At 45.5% G+C, this 14,764-nt stretch carries 13 protein-coding genes; 9 read left to right on the plus strand and 4 right to left on the minus strand.

Going from position 1 to position 14,764, the window contains the following annotated elements:
* Nucleotides 1-173 precede the first annotated feature (173 nt).
* A complete protein-coding gene (gene tolC / locus R7Z10_RS20240) occupies nt 174-1,502 on the minus strand; it encodes an outer membrane channel protein TolC (protein WP_005379884.1) in 1,329 nt (442 codons plus the stop codon).
* A 229-nt stretch (nt 1,503-1,731) separates the two neighbouring features.
* Between tolC and nudF the strand changes: the two genes are divergently transcribed.
* From nudF to parC, 6 genes are all read left to right on the plus strand, one after another.
* Complete coding sequence (gene nudF / locus R7Z10_RS20245) at nt 1,732-2,382, plus strand: ADP-ribose diphosphatase (protein ID WP_213971584.1); 651 nt, start codon at nt 1,732-1,734, stop codon at nt 2,380-2,382.
* A complete protein-coding gene (locus R7Z10_RS20250; protein WP_017633603.1) occupies nt 2,382-2,825 on the plus strand; it encodes a DUF1249 family protein in 444 nt (147 codons plus the stop codon). Before nudF ends, R7Z10_RS20250 begins: the two co-directional genes overlap by 1 nt.
* A gap of 61 nt (nt 2,826-2,886) precedes the next feature.
* Nucleotides 2,887-3,693 carry a 3',5'-cyclic-AMP phosphodiesterase gene (cpdA, locus tag R7Z10_RS20255; protein WP_005387419.1) on the plus strand — a complete coding sequence of 269 codons (807 nt, stop codon included), beginning with the start codon at nt 2,887-2,889 and terminating at the stop codon, nt 3,691-3,693.
* Between the two features lie 47 nt (nt 3,694-3,740).
* Nucleotides 3,741-4,325, plus strand: coding sequence for an esterase YqiA (gene yqiA / locus R7Z10_RS20260; RefSeq protein ID WP_213917032.1), 585 nt, complete (start codon nt 3,741-3,743; stop codon nt 4,323-4,325).
* Nucleotides 4,326-4,574: 249 nt separating this feature from the next.
* Nucleotides 4,575-6,455 (plus strand): DNA topoisomerase IV subunit B, encoded by a 1,881-nt coding sequence (gene parE / locus R7Z10_RS20265; protein WP_005387417.1) that lies wholly within the window; start codon nt 4,575-4,577, stop codon nt 6,453-6,455.
* A 3-nt stretch (nt 6,456-6,458) separates the two neighbouring features.
* On the plus strand, nt 6,459-8,744 hold the full coding sequence (parC, locus tag R7Z10_RS20270) for a DNA topoisomerase IV subunit A (protein ID WP_017633605.1): 2,286 nt from the start codon (nt 6,459-6,461) through the stop codon (nt 8,742-8,744).
* Nucleotides 8,745-8,781: 37 nt separating this feature from the next.
* Here parC and degS read toward each other — a convergent pair whose 3' ends face one another.
* From degS to zapG, 3 genes are all read right to left on the minus strand, one after another.
* A complete protein-coding gene (gene degS, locus R7Z10_RS20275) occupies nt 8,782-9,846 on the minus strand; it encodes an outer membrane-stress sensor serine endopeptidase DegS (RefSeq protein ID WP_017633606.1) in 1,065 nt (354 codons plus the stop codon).
* Nucleotides 9,847-10,036: 190 nt separating this feature from the next.
* On the minus strand, nt 10,037-11,404 hold the full coding sequence (locus tag R7Z10_RS20280) for a Do family serine endopeptidase (protein ID WP_025768400.1): 1,368 nt from the start codon (nt 11,402-11,404) through the stop codon (nt 10,037-10,039).
* Between the two features lie 200 nt (nt 11,405-11,604).
* Nucleotides 11,605-12,048 carry a Z-ring associated protein ZapG gene (zapG, locus tag R7Z10_RS20285; RefSeq protein WP_005379861.1) on the minus strand — a complete coding sequence of 148 codons (444 nt, stop codon included), beginning with the start codon at nt 12,046-12,048 and terminating at the stop codon, nt 11,605-11,607.
* Nucleotides 12,049-12,243: 195 nt separating this feature from the next.
* On the opposite strand from zapG, the gene zapE reads away from it, so the two are divergent.
* The 3 genes from zapE to rpsI all read left to right on the plus strand — a co-directional run bounded on the left by zapE (nt 12,244) and on the right by rpsI (nt 14,435).
* Entirely contained in the window at nt 12,244-13,347 is a 1,104-nt protein-coding gene (zapE, locus tag R7Z10_RS20290; RefSeq protein WP_005387411.1) for a cell division protein ZapE, read from the plus strand.
* Nucleotides 13,348-13,598: 251 nt separating this feature from the next.
* Entirely contained in the window at nt 13,599-14,027 is a 429-nt protein-coding gene (gene rplM / locus R7Z10_RS20295) for a 50S ribosomal protein L13 (RefSeq protein WP_005372872.1), read from the plus strand.
* A 15-nt stretch (nt 14,028-14,042) separates the two neighbouring features.
* The gene (gene rpsI / locus R7Z10_RS20300) at nt 14,043-14,435 is read left to right on the plus strand and encodes a 30S ribosomal protein S9 (protein WP_005372876.1); all 393 of its coding nucleotides are present in this window, start codon (nt 14,043-14,045) and stop codon (nt 14,433-14,435) included.
* The last annotated feature ends 329 nt before the right edge of the window (nt 14,436-14,764 follow it).

Consider the following 14,764-nt stretch of genomic DNA (forward strand, 5'->3'; position numbering starts at 1 on the left):
CTGTTTGTTAGAATTGAAATGCTATTTGCTCATAAAGGTCGCTAAGTGAGGCCTTTTTGATACTTTTAGTTCAGAGGCACTTTTAGGCTCTGAACTACAAGTAATAAAAAACGCCAGCTGATAACTCAACTGGCGTTTTTTATTTATTAAGACCTGAAGTATTCAATTCGCGGTTATTTTGCCGCTTTCAAACCTGCATCAACGTCTAAGATGTCTTGTTCGCTTAGCGTACCAACTGCTTGGCGTAGCTGAAGAACACTTAAAATGTAGTCGTAACGAGCGTTCGATAGGTTTTTGTTCGCATCGTATAGACGACGAGTCGCGTCCAGTACATCAACGATAGTACGAGTACCTACATCAAAGCCAGCTTCTGTTGCTTCTAGTGCAGAGCGTGCAGAAATAACCGCTTGCTCATACGCACGTAATGCGCCGATAGAGGCGTTAATGTTGTTGTTTTGTGCGCGAACATCTTTTACTACGCTACGGTACTGTGCTTCAAGATCTTCGCTTGCTGCCACGTACGCGTATTCAGCTTGTTTGGTTTGAGAGGTTACGTTACCACCTGTGTATAGCGGTACAGCAAGGTTCACACCAATATTGAAGTTGTCTGTCGTGTTGTCACGAGAGCTATGAGAAGTATCACCGTAGTTGTAACCACCGTCTAGAGAGAGCGTTGGTAGGTGGCCAGAGCTTGCTAGTGAAATATTGTCACGCGCAATGTCTTGAAGAATACGTGATGATAGCAAGGTCAGGTTTTTGGTTTTTGCTTCATCAATGAGCGATTCAGCTGGTACGGTCGATGGGCTAGCAGTGAAGCGGCCAGTGTCCAAAATGTTGAGATCTTTGTGCTCTTGGCCTGTAATTTCACGCAGTGACTCGTAGCTATTAGTTAGCGCGTTTTCTGCCAACACTTCGTCCGCTAGCACTTGGTCGTACTGAGCTTGTGCGTCATGCACGTCAGTGATTGCAGACAAACCTACTTCAAAACGCTGTTTAGTTTGCTCAAGTTGACGGCCAACCGCGGCTTTTTCTGCACGTACGAAAACAAGATTATCTTGTGCGCGTAGAACTTCAAAATACGCTTGTGACACGCGAAGAATCAGTGCCTGTTGCGTCGCTGCGTAAGTTGCGTCTGCTTGGCGAGCACTTTTCTCAGCAGTATCTAGAGAGATCCAAGATGCGCGGTTGTAAAGTGCTTGTGAAAAGCTAACGCCAGCGGTTAGCGCGTTGCCATCGTTTGATACGTCACTAATTAGATTTGAATCGTATTCAGTATCACCACGAGTTAAATTGTAACCCGCAGTAAGGTTGATCTGTGGTAATAGAGCACTACGGCTTGAGGTGATTGCTTCGAAAGCTTGGTCACGTTGTGCTGCTACACTGAGCAATTGTGGATCATTTTGTTTTGCCAAGTCGTAGATTTCAGCCAAAGAGTCTGCGAACGCAGACGTACTCATGCTACCTAGCGCTGCACTGATAAATAGTGGAAGCAATTTTTTCATTTTCTATTCCCGCGGTCCATAGATTGGTTAATTCTCAGTAGTTTAACTCAATTTGCACGATATTTACTCTAAAGTTTGCACTTTTTTACACGTAATTATCCACTTGTGCAATAAATTTTTAGCAAAGACTTAAATTAATTTGTAACTATTATACAAAAAGTTGAGCCAAGTCCTTTGAGCAAGCGAATAACAATGAGTAAACTACAGGATTAACTCAGAGAGGTGTTGAATGCAACAGCGTGACAAACAACAACAAGATTTTACTTCGCGAGATGTAAAAGTCATCTCGAAAGAAACCTTATTTGAAGGTTTTTTCAAAATGGTGAAATACCGCTTTCAGCATAGGCTATTTGCTGGTGGTTGGAGTGGAGTTGTCGAACGAGAAATGTTCGAGCGTGGTCACGCAGCAGCGATGCTTCCTTATGATCCAAAGGCGGACCAGGTCGTAATCATTGAACAGATTCGTATTGGCGCGTTGGAACATGAACACCCTTGGCAGCTAGAAATTGTCGCCGGTATGATTGACCGCGATGAATCTGCTGAAGCCGTAATTCGTCGAGAGGCTGTCGAAGAAGCGGGGATTCAGGTGGGGCGCGTTGTACCTGTTACGTCCTATTATCCTTCGGCTGGTGGTTGCTCGGAAAAGCTAGACGTCTTTGTTGGTGAAGTGGATGCGTCTAAAGCGCACGGCATTCATGGTTTAGACTATGAGAATGAAGATATCCGGGTTCATGTCATGAGTCGTGAAACGGCGTATCAATGGGTGAAGGACGGGAAATTTGAAAATGGTGCGTCGATTATTGCGTTGCAATGGCTGCAATTACACCATCAAGAGTTAAAGTCAGAATGGGGACAATCCCAAACGGTGGAGAGTGAGTAATGGCACAATTGGCTGAAAAACAACAATATCATGTTGATTTAGCTGGTCTTATGAGAACCTATGAGACCAACTACGCTAAATTGAATGCCTTATTGCCTGCTTCTGCTGAAGTTGGGGATGTACGTTGCTACCAAGCGGCGAACATGGTTTACCAATTGACCGTGAATGAAATCACAAAATACACCACAGTTGTTGAGATATGTCAGAGTGATGAAACGCCAGTGTTTCCTTTACCGACGATGTCTGTCAGGCTTTATCATGATGCGAGAGTAGCCGAAGTATGCTCAAGCGGAGAGTTCTCTCGCATAAAAGCTAAGTATGATTATCCCAATGACCAACTGATGCAGAAAGATGAAAAGCATCAATTAAACACATTCCTCGGTGAATGGCTGACGTTTTGTTTACGAAGTGGTATCAGTAGAACACCACTTGCCTTCAATTGATCGTCACGTCACTAAAGGAAAATAACAAATAACGATATAGTGGACGAATCAGGTTTTCATTTTGCAATCATCTAGTGACAGCATCAAACTTTTACAAATTACGGATACTCATCTGTTTGCTGCCGATGAGGGAAGTTTGCTAAGCGTAAAAACAGTCGATAGCTTCAATGCTGTTGTTGCTGATGTTTTACGCCGCAACGTGGCGTTTGATTACATCTTGGCGACGGGGGATATTTCCCAAGACCATAGTGCAGAATCTTATCAGCGCTTTGCCAACGGCATTGAACCGCTAGAGAAAGACTGTTTTTGGCTACCTGGTAATCATGATTACAAGCCTAATATGGGCAGTGTTTTGCCTTCGCCACAAATCAAAGCCGCAGAGCATGTATTGCTTGGCGAGCATTGGCAGTTAATTCTTTTAGACTCGCAAGTGGTTGGCGTTCCTCATGGGCGCTTGAGTGATCAGCAATTAACGCTACTCGAAGAAAAGCTAGCCGAACACCCAGAAAGACACACACTTGTTTTGTTGCATCATCACCCGTTACTGGTGGGAAGCGCGTGGCTTGATCAACATACTTTAAAAGATGCCGAAGCGTTTTGGCAGGTTGTCGAGCGTTTTGATAACGTGAAAGGCATTCTCTGTGGCCATGTTCATCAAGATATGAATGTGCTTCACAAGGGTATTCGAGTGATGGCAACACCCTCAACTTGTGTTCAGTTTAAGCCTAACTCGGATGATTTTGCCCTTGATACCACTTCGCCTGGTTGGCGGGAGCTGCAACTACACGCTTGTGGCGATATTACGACCCAAGTAGGTCGGCTTCCTGATGGCCAGTTCCAACCAGACTTCTCTTCTAACGGCTACTAACGCGCCCGAGCTCTCTGTTCGGGCTCGCTTTTTTGTGCGAGATATATATGAGTAAACCTTCACTTCTTCTCTATATCCATGGCTTTAATAGCTCTCCACTCTCCATGAAAGCGAATGTGATGAGAGCCTACTGCGAGCAACATAGGCCTGATATTAAGGTGATTGTTCCCCAGTTACCTTGTTATCCTCAGCAAGCGGCGAAAATGTTGTTGTATATTATCGAGCAATATAAAGACGACTATAAAATTGGTCTAGTGGGCAGTTCATTAGGCGGTTTTATGTCAACGTGGCTAAATGACAAGTTTGGGTTTAAAGCGGTAGTGGTCAACCCCGCAGTCAAGCCTTATGAGTTGCTAGTAGATTATTTGGGTAAGCAAACTAACCCATATACGCATGAAACCTATACACTTGAAGCTTGTCATATTGACGAGTTAAAAGCTCTTGATGTACAAAGCATCGCGTCGCCACATTCTTTTTGGTTATTGCAACAAACAGAAGATGAGGTTTTAGACTATCGACAAGCGGTAGATAAGTTTGCAGACGCTAAGCAAACAGTAGAACAAGGCGGTGATCACAGTTTTGTAGGCTTTGAGCGTTATCCTGCACAGATTATCGAATTTCTAGAACTGTAATTCGAAAGCGATTGGAAAAGGCTCATAGTTTTTATTGATATATCCAACCGTTTCTTGACATGGGCGGTATGCTTTCCGACTATGTTTTGCCAAAAGATCTTAAGGGTCGAGGACCCTGGCTACTTTGTTATGCATCATGTTTACAAACTCTTAGTGATGTGAACAGGGTGGCTTTTTCGTTTCCTGAGTATGGGTACGCCCATTGGTGATACTCAGGCAACAAGTAAACTTTGAGAATAATTCCGTATTATGACTGAACAATATAATGCTGGTGCCATTGAAGTACTGAATGGCTTAGAGCCAGTACGTCGCCGACCAGGGATGTATACGGATACAGCGCGCCCAAACCATTTGGGCCAAGAAGTTATCGACAACAGTGTCGATGAAGCGCTAGCCGGACATGCCTCAAAAGTACAAGTCATCCTACATGCTGACCAATCACTCGAAGTGATCGATGATGGTCGAGGCATGCCTGTTGATATCCACCCAGAAGAGAAAGTATCAGGCGTAGAGCTAATTCTATGTAAGCTACATGCGGGTGGTAAGTTCTCTAACAAAAACTACCAATTCTCTGGTGGTTTGCACGGGGTAGGTATATCTGTAGTAAACGCGTTGTCAAAACGCGTTGAAGTAACAGTTCGTCGTGATGGTCAAGTGTATGAAATTGCATTTGAACACGGCGAGAAAGTGTCTGATCTGACCGTAACTGGCACATGTGGTCGTCGCAATCGCGGTACCAGCGTACATTTCTGGCCTGATGCGAAGTACTTCGATTCGGCTAACTTCTCTGTGACGCGCCTAGTCAACAACCTGCGCGCAAAAGCGGTTTTGTGTCCGGGTTTAGAAATCACATTAACCGACAAAGTTAATGGCAAAGACTATAAGTGGTACTACGAAGATGGTTTGAAAGACTATCTTGCGGAAGGTGTAAAAGGCTATCCAGTTATTCCTGAAGAACCATTTACTGGTGAGTTCTTGGCGGATACTGAAGCGGCAAACTGGGCGGTAATTTGGCAGCCAGAAGGCGGTGAGATGATCACCGAAAGCTACGTTAACCTAATCCCAACCGCTCAAGGTGGTACGCACGTTAATGGTTTACGCCAAGGCTTGTTGGAAGCGATGCGCGAATTCTGTGAGTTCCGTAATCTATTACCTCGTGGTGTGAAGCTAACGGGTGATGACGTTTTCGACCGCTGTTCTTACGTGCTGTCGGTTAAGATTCAAGACCCGCAATTTGCAGGCCAGACCAAAGAACGTCTGTCTTCTCGTCAAACCGCGGCATTTGTCTCTGGCGTTGTAAAAGATGCGTTCAGTCTTTGGTTGAACGAAAAGCCTCAGCTTGCAGAGCAATTGGCAGAAGTCTGTATCGCTAACGCACACCGTCGTATGCGTGCAGCGAAAAAAGTCGTACGTAAGAAAGTGGCGTCCGGCCCAGCACTGCCAGGTAAGTTGACCGACTGTTCAGCACAGGACTTAAGTCGCACTGAAATCTTCTTTGTGGAGGGTGACTCTGCGGGTGGCTCGGCAAAACAGGCACGTGACCGTGAATTCCAAGCCGTGATGCCACTACGTGGTAAGATCTTGAACACGTGGGAAGTCTCTGCCGATCAAGTTCTTGCGTCTCAAGAAGTACACGATATCTCCGTTGCTTTGGGTATTGACCCAGATAGCGACAACCTCGAGAGTCTTCGTTACGGTAAGATCTGTATCCTTGCCGATGCGGACTCGGATGGTCTTCACATCGCAACGCTGCTTTGTGCTCTATTTACTCGTCACTTCCGCGCACTAGTGGAAGCGGGTCATATCTATGTGGCGATGCCGCCTCTGTATCGAATCGACTGCGGGAAAGAAGTGTTCTACGCCCTCGATGATGATGAAAAAGATGGCATTTTAGAGCGCTTGTCGAAGAAGAAAGCCAAAATCAATGTGCAACGATTCAAAGGTCTGGGTGAGATGAACCCACTTCAGTTGCGTGAAACCACCATGGATCCGAACACGCGTCGCTTAGTGCAGTTAACCATTGACGACTCTACGGCGACCATGGAAATGATGGACATGCTGCTAGGTAAAAAGCGTGCAGATGACCGTCGTTCTTGGCTACAAAACAACGGCGACTTGGCAGAGGTGTAACGGATGTCTACAGAAATTACCTACGATGGCGTCGAACAATTGCCAATGCGCAAGTTCACTGAAGACGCTTATCTGAACTACTCGATGTACGTAATCATGGACCGCGCCTTGCCATACATTGGTGATGGCTTAAAGCCGGTTCAACGACGCATCATTTATGCGATGTCAGAGCTTGGTCTCTCTGCATCAGCAAAATACAAAAAATCTGCACGTACCGTTGGTGACGTGCTAGGTAAATACCATCCGCACGGTGATTCAGCGTGCTACGAAGCGATGGTATTGATGGCTCAGCCATTCTCTTACCGCTATCCATTAGTGGATGGTCAAGGTAACTGGGGTGCGCCAGATGATCCGAAATCATTTGCGGCAATGCGTTATACCGAAGCAAAACTGTCTAAGTTTGCTGAAGTATTGCTTGGCGAACTTGGCCAGGGCACGGTTGAATGGCAACCTAACTTTGATGGCACAATGAAAGAGCCACAAATGTTGCCAGCACGTCTGCCTCACATCCTGCTTAACGGTGTAACCGGCATTGCCGTTGGTATGGCAACAGACATCCCACCGCACAACGTTCGTGAAATCGCAGATGCGACTATTCATTTGATCGACAACCCGAAAGCAGAACTGCCGGACGTGATGCAGTATGTCAAAGGTCCGGATTACCCAACAGAAGCAGAAATCATCTCGCCGCAAGCGGATATCGAGAAGATTTACCGCAACGGTCGTGGCAGCATCAAAATGCGTGCGGTTTGGCACAAAGAAGGTTCTGACATTGTTATCACTTCTTTGCCACACCAAGTATCGGGTGCCAAACTGCTTGAGCAAATCGCTAACCAGATGCGTGCGAAGAAGCTGCCAATGGTTGACGATCTTCGTGACGAATCGGATCACGAGAACCCAACGCGTATCGTTGTGGTGCCTAAGTCAAACCGCGTCGATTGTGATTTGTTGATGAACCACTTGTTCGCATCAACGGATCTTGAGCGCAGTTACCGTGTTAACTTGAACATGATTGGTTTGGATAACCGTCCTCAAGTTAAAGGTCTGGTGCAAATTCTGTCTGAGTGGATCGAGTTTCGTCGTACGACTGTGCGTCGTCGTCTACAACACCGCCTAGACAAAGTAATGGCTCGTCTACACATCTTGGAAGGTTTGTTGGTTGCTTACCTCAACCTAGATGAAGTGATTGAGATCATCCGTACTGAAGACGATCCAAAAGCGGTGCTGATGGAACGCTTTGGTATTACCGATATCCAAGCGGATGCAATTTTAGATACCAAACTTCGTCATCTAGCAAAACTAGAAGAGATGAAGATCCGTGGTGAGCAAGACGAGCTAGAGAAAGAGCGTGAGAAGCTAGAACAGCTACTCGGTTCTGAGCGTCGTCTGAACACGCTACTGAAAAAAGAAATCAAAGCAGACGCAGAGAAATACGGTGATGACCGTCGCTCTCCAATGGTTGAGCGTGCAGAAGCAAAAGCGCTGACTGAACGTGACCTCGTACCAAGTGAGCCAATCACGGTTGTGCTTTCTGAGAAAGGTTGGATTCGTCACGCGAAAGGCCATGACGTGGATGCCGAAGGCTTAAACTATAAGTCGGGTGATAAGTATTTAGCGCATGCTCGAGGTAAGAGTAATCAGCCTGCGGTATTCCTAGGTAGTGACGGTCGAAGTTACTCTCTGGAATCGCACTCACTGCCTTCTGCTCGTAGTCAAGGTGAGCCGATTACCGGTCGCTTGAATATTACGGCTGGTAGCAGTATTCGCCAAGTCATCATGAGTGAAGAAGATCAGCTGTGGCTGGTGGGCTCAGATGCAGGTTACGGCTTTGTATGTAAAGGCGCGGACTTGCTGTCTAAAAACCGCAGTGGTAAAGCGCTCGTCACTTTACCTGCCAACTCTGAGATCATGACGCCAAAAGAGATTGAAGATTTAGACTCTGATGAAATCTTAGCAATCACTAACCAAGGTCGCATGCTGCTGTTCCCAATCAAAGACTTGCCACAACTGGCGAAAGGTAAAGGGAATAAGATCATCAACATTCCTGCTGCTAAAGCAAAAGAGCGAGAAGAAGTACTATCTCACTTAATGTCTTTACCAAAAGGTGCATCGTTAACGCTGTACGCGGGTAAGCGAAAGTTGGGTCTTAAACCGTCTGACCTTGATAACTTCCGTGGCGAACGTGGTCGCCGAGGCGGGCTACTACCGAGAGGTTTGCAGCGAGTCACTCGCATTGAAGTTGAGCTAGATGATTCCGATACGACGGAAACACCGAGCGATAGCGAGTAACGCACAAATAAAAATCCCAGCCAATGGCTGGGATTTTTTATGCTTCTTGCTTGTCTTCGGCAATGGTGACTTTCAAGGTCATCTCTTTTCCTTTGCGAATGATACCGACGTCCACGGTGGTGCCAGGACGTAAATCGGTGACGATATCCATAACACTCTGACGCCCTTGCACTTTATTGCCATCAATACTGATAATGATGTCCTGCTTTTGGAAGCCTGCCGCATTGGCTGGACCATTTGGATCAATACCAAGTACGACAATACCACCTATGTGTTCATTTCCAAGTAGGCGAGCAGTGACCGCATTAATGTCTTGGCCGTCGATTCCAATATAACCACGAATCACGCGGCCATCAGCGATGATTTTCTGCATGATCTTACTCGCTAGCGGCGCAGGGATCGCAAAAGAAATACCGTAAGTTTCTAAGTCTGTCGCTTGCTGAAAAGAGGCGGTGTTAATGCCGACGAGCTCGCCTTGTGTGTTCACTAGGGCTCCACCAGAGTTACCTTCATTGATGGCGGCATCGGTTTGAATGAATGCTTGACGACCGTCGCTAATAGATGAACGACCTGTGGCAGAAATAATGCCGAACGTTGTGGTTTGTCCAAGGTTGTATGGGTTACCGATGGCTAGTACTACATCGCCCACTTGTGGTTTGTAATTAGAGTTCAGAGGGATTACGGGCAAATTCGAACCTTCGACACGCAGCACGGCTATATCAGTACGTTTATCTGTCCCTACGAGCTGAGCCGCTGCGGCTCTGCCGTCTTGTAATGCCACAACAATTTGATCAGCTTGAGCAACCACATGATAGTTAGTAATGATGTAGCCTTTCTCACTAACAATGACACCTGACCCCAGACCTTGAGTCGAGAGTTTACTGCGATCATTCTCAACATACTTACGGCTGTAGATGTTTACCACTGCAGGCGCTGCTCTTCGGACCGCTTGATTAAACGTCAATTCGACTGATGCGATATTAACAGGTTGAGGATCAAGCGCGGCAGGAATTACGTTGTTGCGCAAAGATGGAACCGCCAGTAATACCACTGCGGCAGTAGCCAAGCCTAAAAAGACAGAACGTAATAAAAAGCTGAGCATATCCTCTCCATGCGTGAGCGCCAAAATGGCATCGAAGATGAAGAATAGCATTACATTGAAAAATAACAAAAGGGCAGCACGTCATCGCGCTGCCCTTTTCATTAGTTATTGAGCGATAAGGAAAAGTGATCGAGCCTTATCACTCAGTACTATGCATCGAAAACCTTATTTCCTATCACTTTGAAAGTGGTTAACGAATGACAAGATAAATAGTACGTTCACCACGTTGAATATTAAGAGCCAGTACACCTTTGTGTTTCTCTACGATTGTACGAAGCTCGGCAAGGTTTTTCACTCGTTGACGGTTCACACCGATAATAATGTCACCTTGTTGTAATTGATATTGAGCCGCTGGAGAGTTATCTGCAACGCTCGATACTTTAACACCTTGGATTACATCACTTGGTGTTGTATTGCTTAACTCCGCACCTTTGAGTCCCTCATGTAATGTCTCCGCTTTAGCTTTCATATTCGTAGATTCGCCAAGCGTTACATCAAAGGTTTTATTCTTACCATCTCGAACCACACCTAATGTGATTTCTTTACCTGCGCCCAGTGTTGCCACTTTTGCGCGGAGCTCTGAGAAAGTATTAATCGCTTTGCCGTTCACCGATACAATTACGTCACCGGCTTTTAACCCTGCTTTATCGGCTGCGCTGTCCGGTACGACTTGACCAATAAAGGCCCCTTTACTTGACTCGTAACCCAATGCATCAGCTAGCTCAGAGGTTACTTCGCCACCTTGCACACCCAACATGCCGCGTTTGACTTCACCAAACTCTAGAATTTGATCAGTGAGGTTTTTCATCATGTTTGATGGAATCGCAAAGCCAATACCCACATTACCGCCGTTAGGGCCTAAAATCGCAGTATTAATACCGATCAGCTCACCATTAAGGTTGACCAATGCACCACCAGAGTTACCGCTGTTAATTGCGGCATCGGTTTGGATGAAGTTTTCGAAGTTTTCAACGTTTAAGCCACTACGACCAAGGGCTGAAACAATACCCGAAGTCACAGTTTGACCGAGTCCAAATGGGTTACCAATCGCAACCGTAAAGTCACCGACACGCAGTTTGTCGGAATCCGCGACTTTAATCTGCGTTAAGTTTTTCGCTTTCTCTAATTTAAGTAACGCAACATCGGCCATTTCATCACCGCCAACGAGCGTAGCGTCATACTCGCGCCCGTCAAAGAGGCGAACTCGAATCTCATCTGCCCCCTTGATCACGTGGTAGTTAGTGACAATATGGCCTTTCTTCGCATCAATAATGACACCAGACCCTAAACCTCTGAACGGGCGCTCTCGCCTTTGTTCCATAGGAAAGTCTGGGCCAAAGAAAAATTGAAATTGCTCGGGAATGCGGCTGGTTTGTACTTGTTTACCTTCTACAGCAATACTCACAACAGCTGGGGTCACCTTCTCAAGCATTGGTGCCAAGCTAGGTAACTGTTGGCCATCCACATTCAAAGGTAATGCGGCAGTGGCTTGAACTGGGGCAATAATCGAACCCAAACTCAGAGATAGAACGGTGAGCGCAAGCAGTGGTTTTTTCATCCAATAACTCCTCTTGAAACATGTCTGCCAAAAAGAAATATCCGAACGGTTAGTTCACTTTGTTAATAACTAATATAGGGTCTAGTTCGGACAATCAAAAGGGGAGGCAGTGCACACCCAAGTTAGAGCGAAGGTGAGGGGAAAAAGTTCAAAAAAGGGCCGATACAAATGTATCGGCCCTAGATAGAAGTAAGAGAGGATTATGATGCTTTTGCGGTTACCGCTTCGGGAGCATTAATGATTTCTTTCTCTTGATCCTTCAAAAGACCGGTGGCGCCATTAGCGTAGTCTTTTGGTTGTTCGTTAAACTCTGGTTGATCTTCTGCAATGGTTTCAGACGACATTGCCGTTTTCTTATCAAACGGGTTGTCTTGTTCTGGTAAGTTTGGCAAAAGCTCAGAAGAGGTCTTGGCCATATGTTGGTATAGCTTGGTGTAATCTTTACCTAGGGTGTCCAACATTTCTGCGGTTTGTGCAAAGTGATCGACGAGCTCTTGACGTTGTTGCTCTAATTCAAACTTGGCCGCTTCAAGTTCTTTCTGCACAGACTTTTGTTTCTTGTATTCAGGGGTGGTTAGTCTACTAATGACTACGCCTACGATTGTACCGACCAGCAAACCCACAATGGCATAAATCCAAGGCATAACTGCTCCTTATAGTTGTTTTAACAAGTCTTTTACTACTTAGTTACACGCGGTGCTCGTCCATGTTACTATGGCTTGAACAGCCGATAAAGAAAAATAGCAGTATGTCTTCGGGGACTGATAACTACTTCTCTCTATTCTCAAAGTTGACCCCGAGGTAACCCTTTTCTCTATACCTCTATACGACTTAATACGATGACACCACTACAACAATATCAAAAAGACATAGCAGAACACGGGTTTCAGCGTGATGAAGCTCAGTATCAAGCGGTCGTTGCATTAGACAAGCTTTACCATGCTATCGTTGAATTTCAGTCAGCGCCTGTTCCTCAGCTTTCCAAATGGCAAAAGCTAATGGGGAAAAAAATCGACAAGCCTGAACCACCAAAAGGTCTTTACTTTTGGGGTGGGGTAGGTCGCGGTAAAACCTACCTTATGGATGCATTTTTTGATGCTTTACCGACCCAAAGAAAAATGCGCGTCCACTTCCATCGATTTATGTATCGAGTACATGATGAGTTGAAGCTGTTAGGTGATGTCGAAAATCCGCTATCAAAAGTGGCGGATAAATTTAAAGAAGAAGCCGATGTGGTTTGCTTTGATGAATTTTTTGTTTCCGACATTACTGATGCGATGATCCTTGCAACGCTACTTCAAGAAATGTTCAAGCGGCAGATGATCCTAGTCGCGACTTCAAACATTGAGCCGCAGAACTTATATCGTAACGGTTTGCAAAGAGCGCGCTTTTTGCCCGCGATCGATATGATTTTGGCACGTTGTGAAGTGTTGAATGTCGATAGTGGCGTTGATTATCGCTTAAGAACGTTAGAACAGGCTGAAATATACCATTACCCGCTTGATGAGCAGGCTAGCATAAACCTTAACAAATATTATCAGCAGCTGACTGGAGAGCGTCAGTTTGTTGCTCATCAAATCGAAGTTAACCACCGTCAACTAGCGGTGATTGAAGCAAGCGACGGGGTGCTGCATGCGTCGTTTGCTCAGTTGTGTCAAACTGCTCGCAGTCAAAATGACTACATTGAATTGTCTCGTATTTACCACACGGTATTACTGGCAGATGTTCAACAAATGAACCGAAAAATAGATGATGCGGCGAGACGCTTTATCGCGCTGGTCGATGAGTTTTACGAGCGCAATGTTAAGTTGATTATTTCTGCTGAAGTGCCAATGGCCGACTTATATACTGACGGGCAGTTAGAGTTCGAATTTAAGCGCTGTTTGTCTCGGCTTACTGAGATGCAAAGTCATGAGTATCTCGCGCGTGAACATTTGGCCTAGATCCAATGGGTTCTTAAAAAAGTGAAGAAAAAATTAGTGATTTGGCGCAAAAAAAGGTGATTTTTTCTTCGCTCTTCTCTATAATCCTGCGACCCACCGTTACTGCAGACCTGATTATCGAAGTTATTTCGAAATTGAAGGTCGAGAGTACCAACGACTCGAAGGGGTGATGACTGGGCTCTTAGACAGTGTGGGAGCACTATTGGGTGTTCCTTTAAAGTTTAAAATTTAATTAACGGGTTATTGTTAGCATGAAAACTTTCGTTGCTAAACCAGAAACTGTAAAACGCGACTGGTACGTTGTAGACGCTGAAGGTAAAACTCTTGGCCGTCTAGCAAGTGAAATTGCATCTCGCCTACGTGGCAAACATAAAGCTGAATACACTCCTCACGTTGACACTGGTGATTACATCATCGTTATCAACGCTGAGAAAGTTGCTGTAACTGGTAACAAAGCTAAGAACAAAGTGTACTACCGTCACTCTGAATTCCCAGGTGGTCTAAAATCTATCACTTTTGAAAAGTTGATCGATCGTAAACCTGAGATGGCTCTTGAGCTTGCAGTTAAAGGCATGCTTCCACGTGGTCCTCTAGGCCGTGCTATGTACCGTAAGCTAAAAGTTTACGCGGGCGCTGAGCACAACCATGTTGCTCAACAACCACAAGTACTAGACATCTAATTGGGGATTTCGAAAATGGCAGAGAATCAATACTACGGCACTGGCCGTCGCAAAAGCTCAGCTGCACGTGTTTTCATTAAACCAGGCAGCGGTAACATTGTAGTAAACAAGCGTAACCTTGACGAATACTTCGGTCGTCCAACAGCACGTATGGTTGTACAACAACCTCTAGAGCTAGTTGAACTAACTGAAAAGCTAGACCTTTACGTAACAGTTAAAGGCGGCGGTATTTCTGGTCAAGCTGGTGCTATCCGTCACGGTATCACTCGCGCGCTTATGGAATACGATGAGTCTCTACGTCCTGCTCTACGCGCAGCTGGCTACGTTACTCGTGACGCTCGTTGCGTTGAACGTAAGAAAGTTGGTCTACGTAAAGCACGTCGTCGTCCACAGTTCTCTAAGCGTTAATTTCCTCTTATCGGGAATTATGCTTTTCAGAGTTACTCTGGAAACTGTGTACCAAAAGCTCGGCTCTATGCCGGGCTTTTTTGTATTTAAAGCAACGAACAGCCTTCACTTATCATCACACTCCGAGCAGGCCTTCTTATTCGTCCTCTTCGTCGAAAGGTTGCCAGTGCCGTTTTATATCTGTGCCTTATTTAATCGCGACTCACCACGCTTTCTCTTGCGATGCAGCATAGATGTATTCATCAGCAAGAATGTCTTTGTATCTTATTCTTCCTGTAACATGTTTTAAAATGACTTACGCTCCTTTTTGAGCATTCTGCGTGCTACAA

Origin of the sequence: Vibrio sp. Vb1018, assembly GCF_033338775.1 — a bacterium.
In the GTDB taxonomy this organism is placed as follows: Bacteria; Pseudomonadota; Gammaproteobacteria; order Enterobacterales; family Vibrionaceae; genus Vibrio; species Vibrio alginolyticus.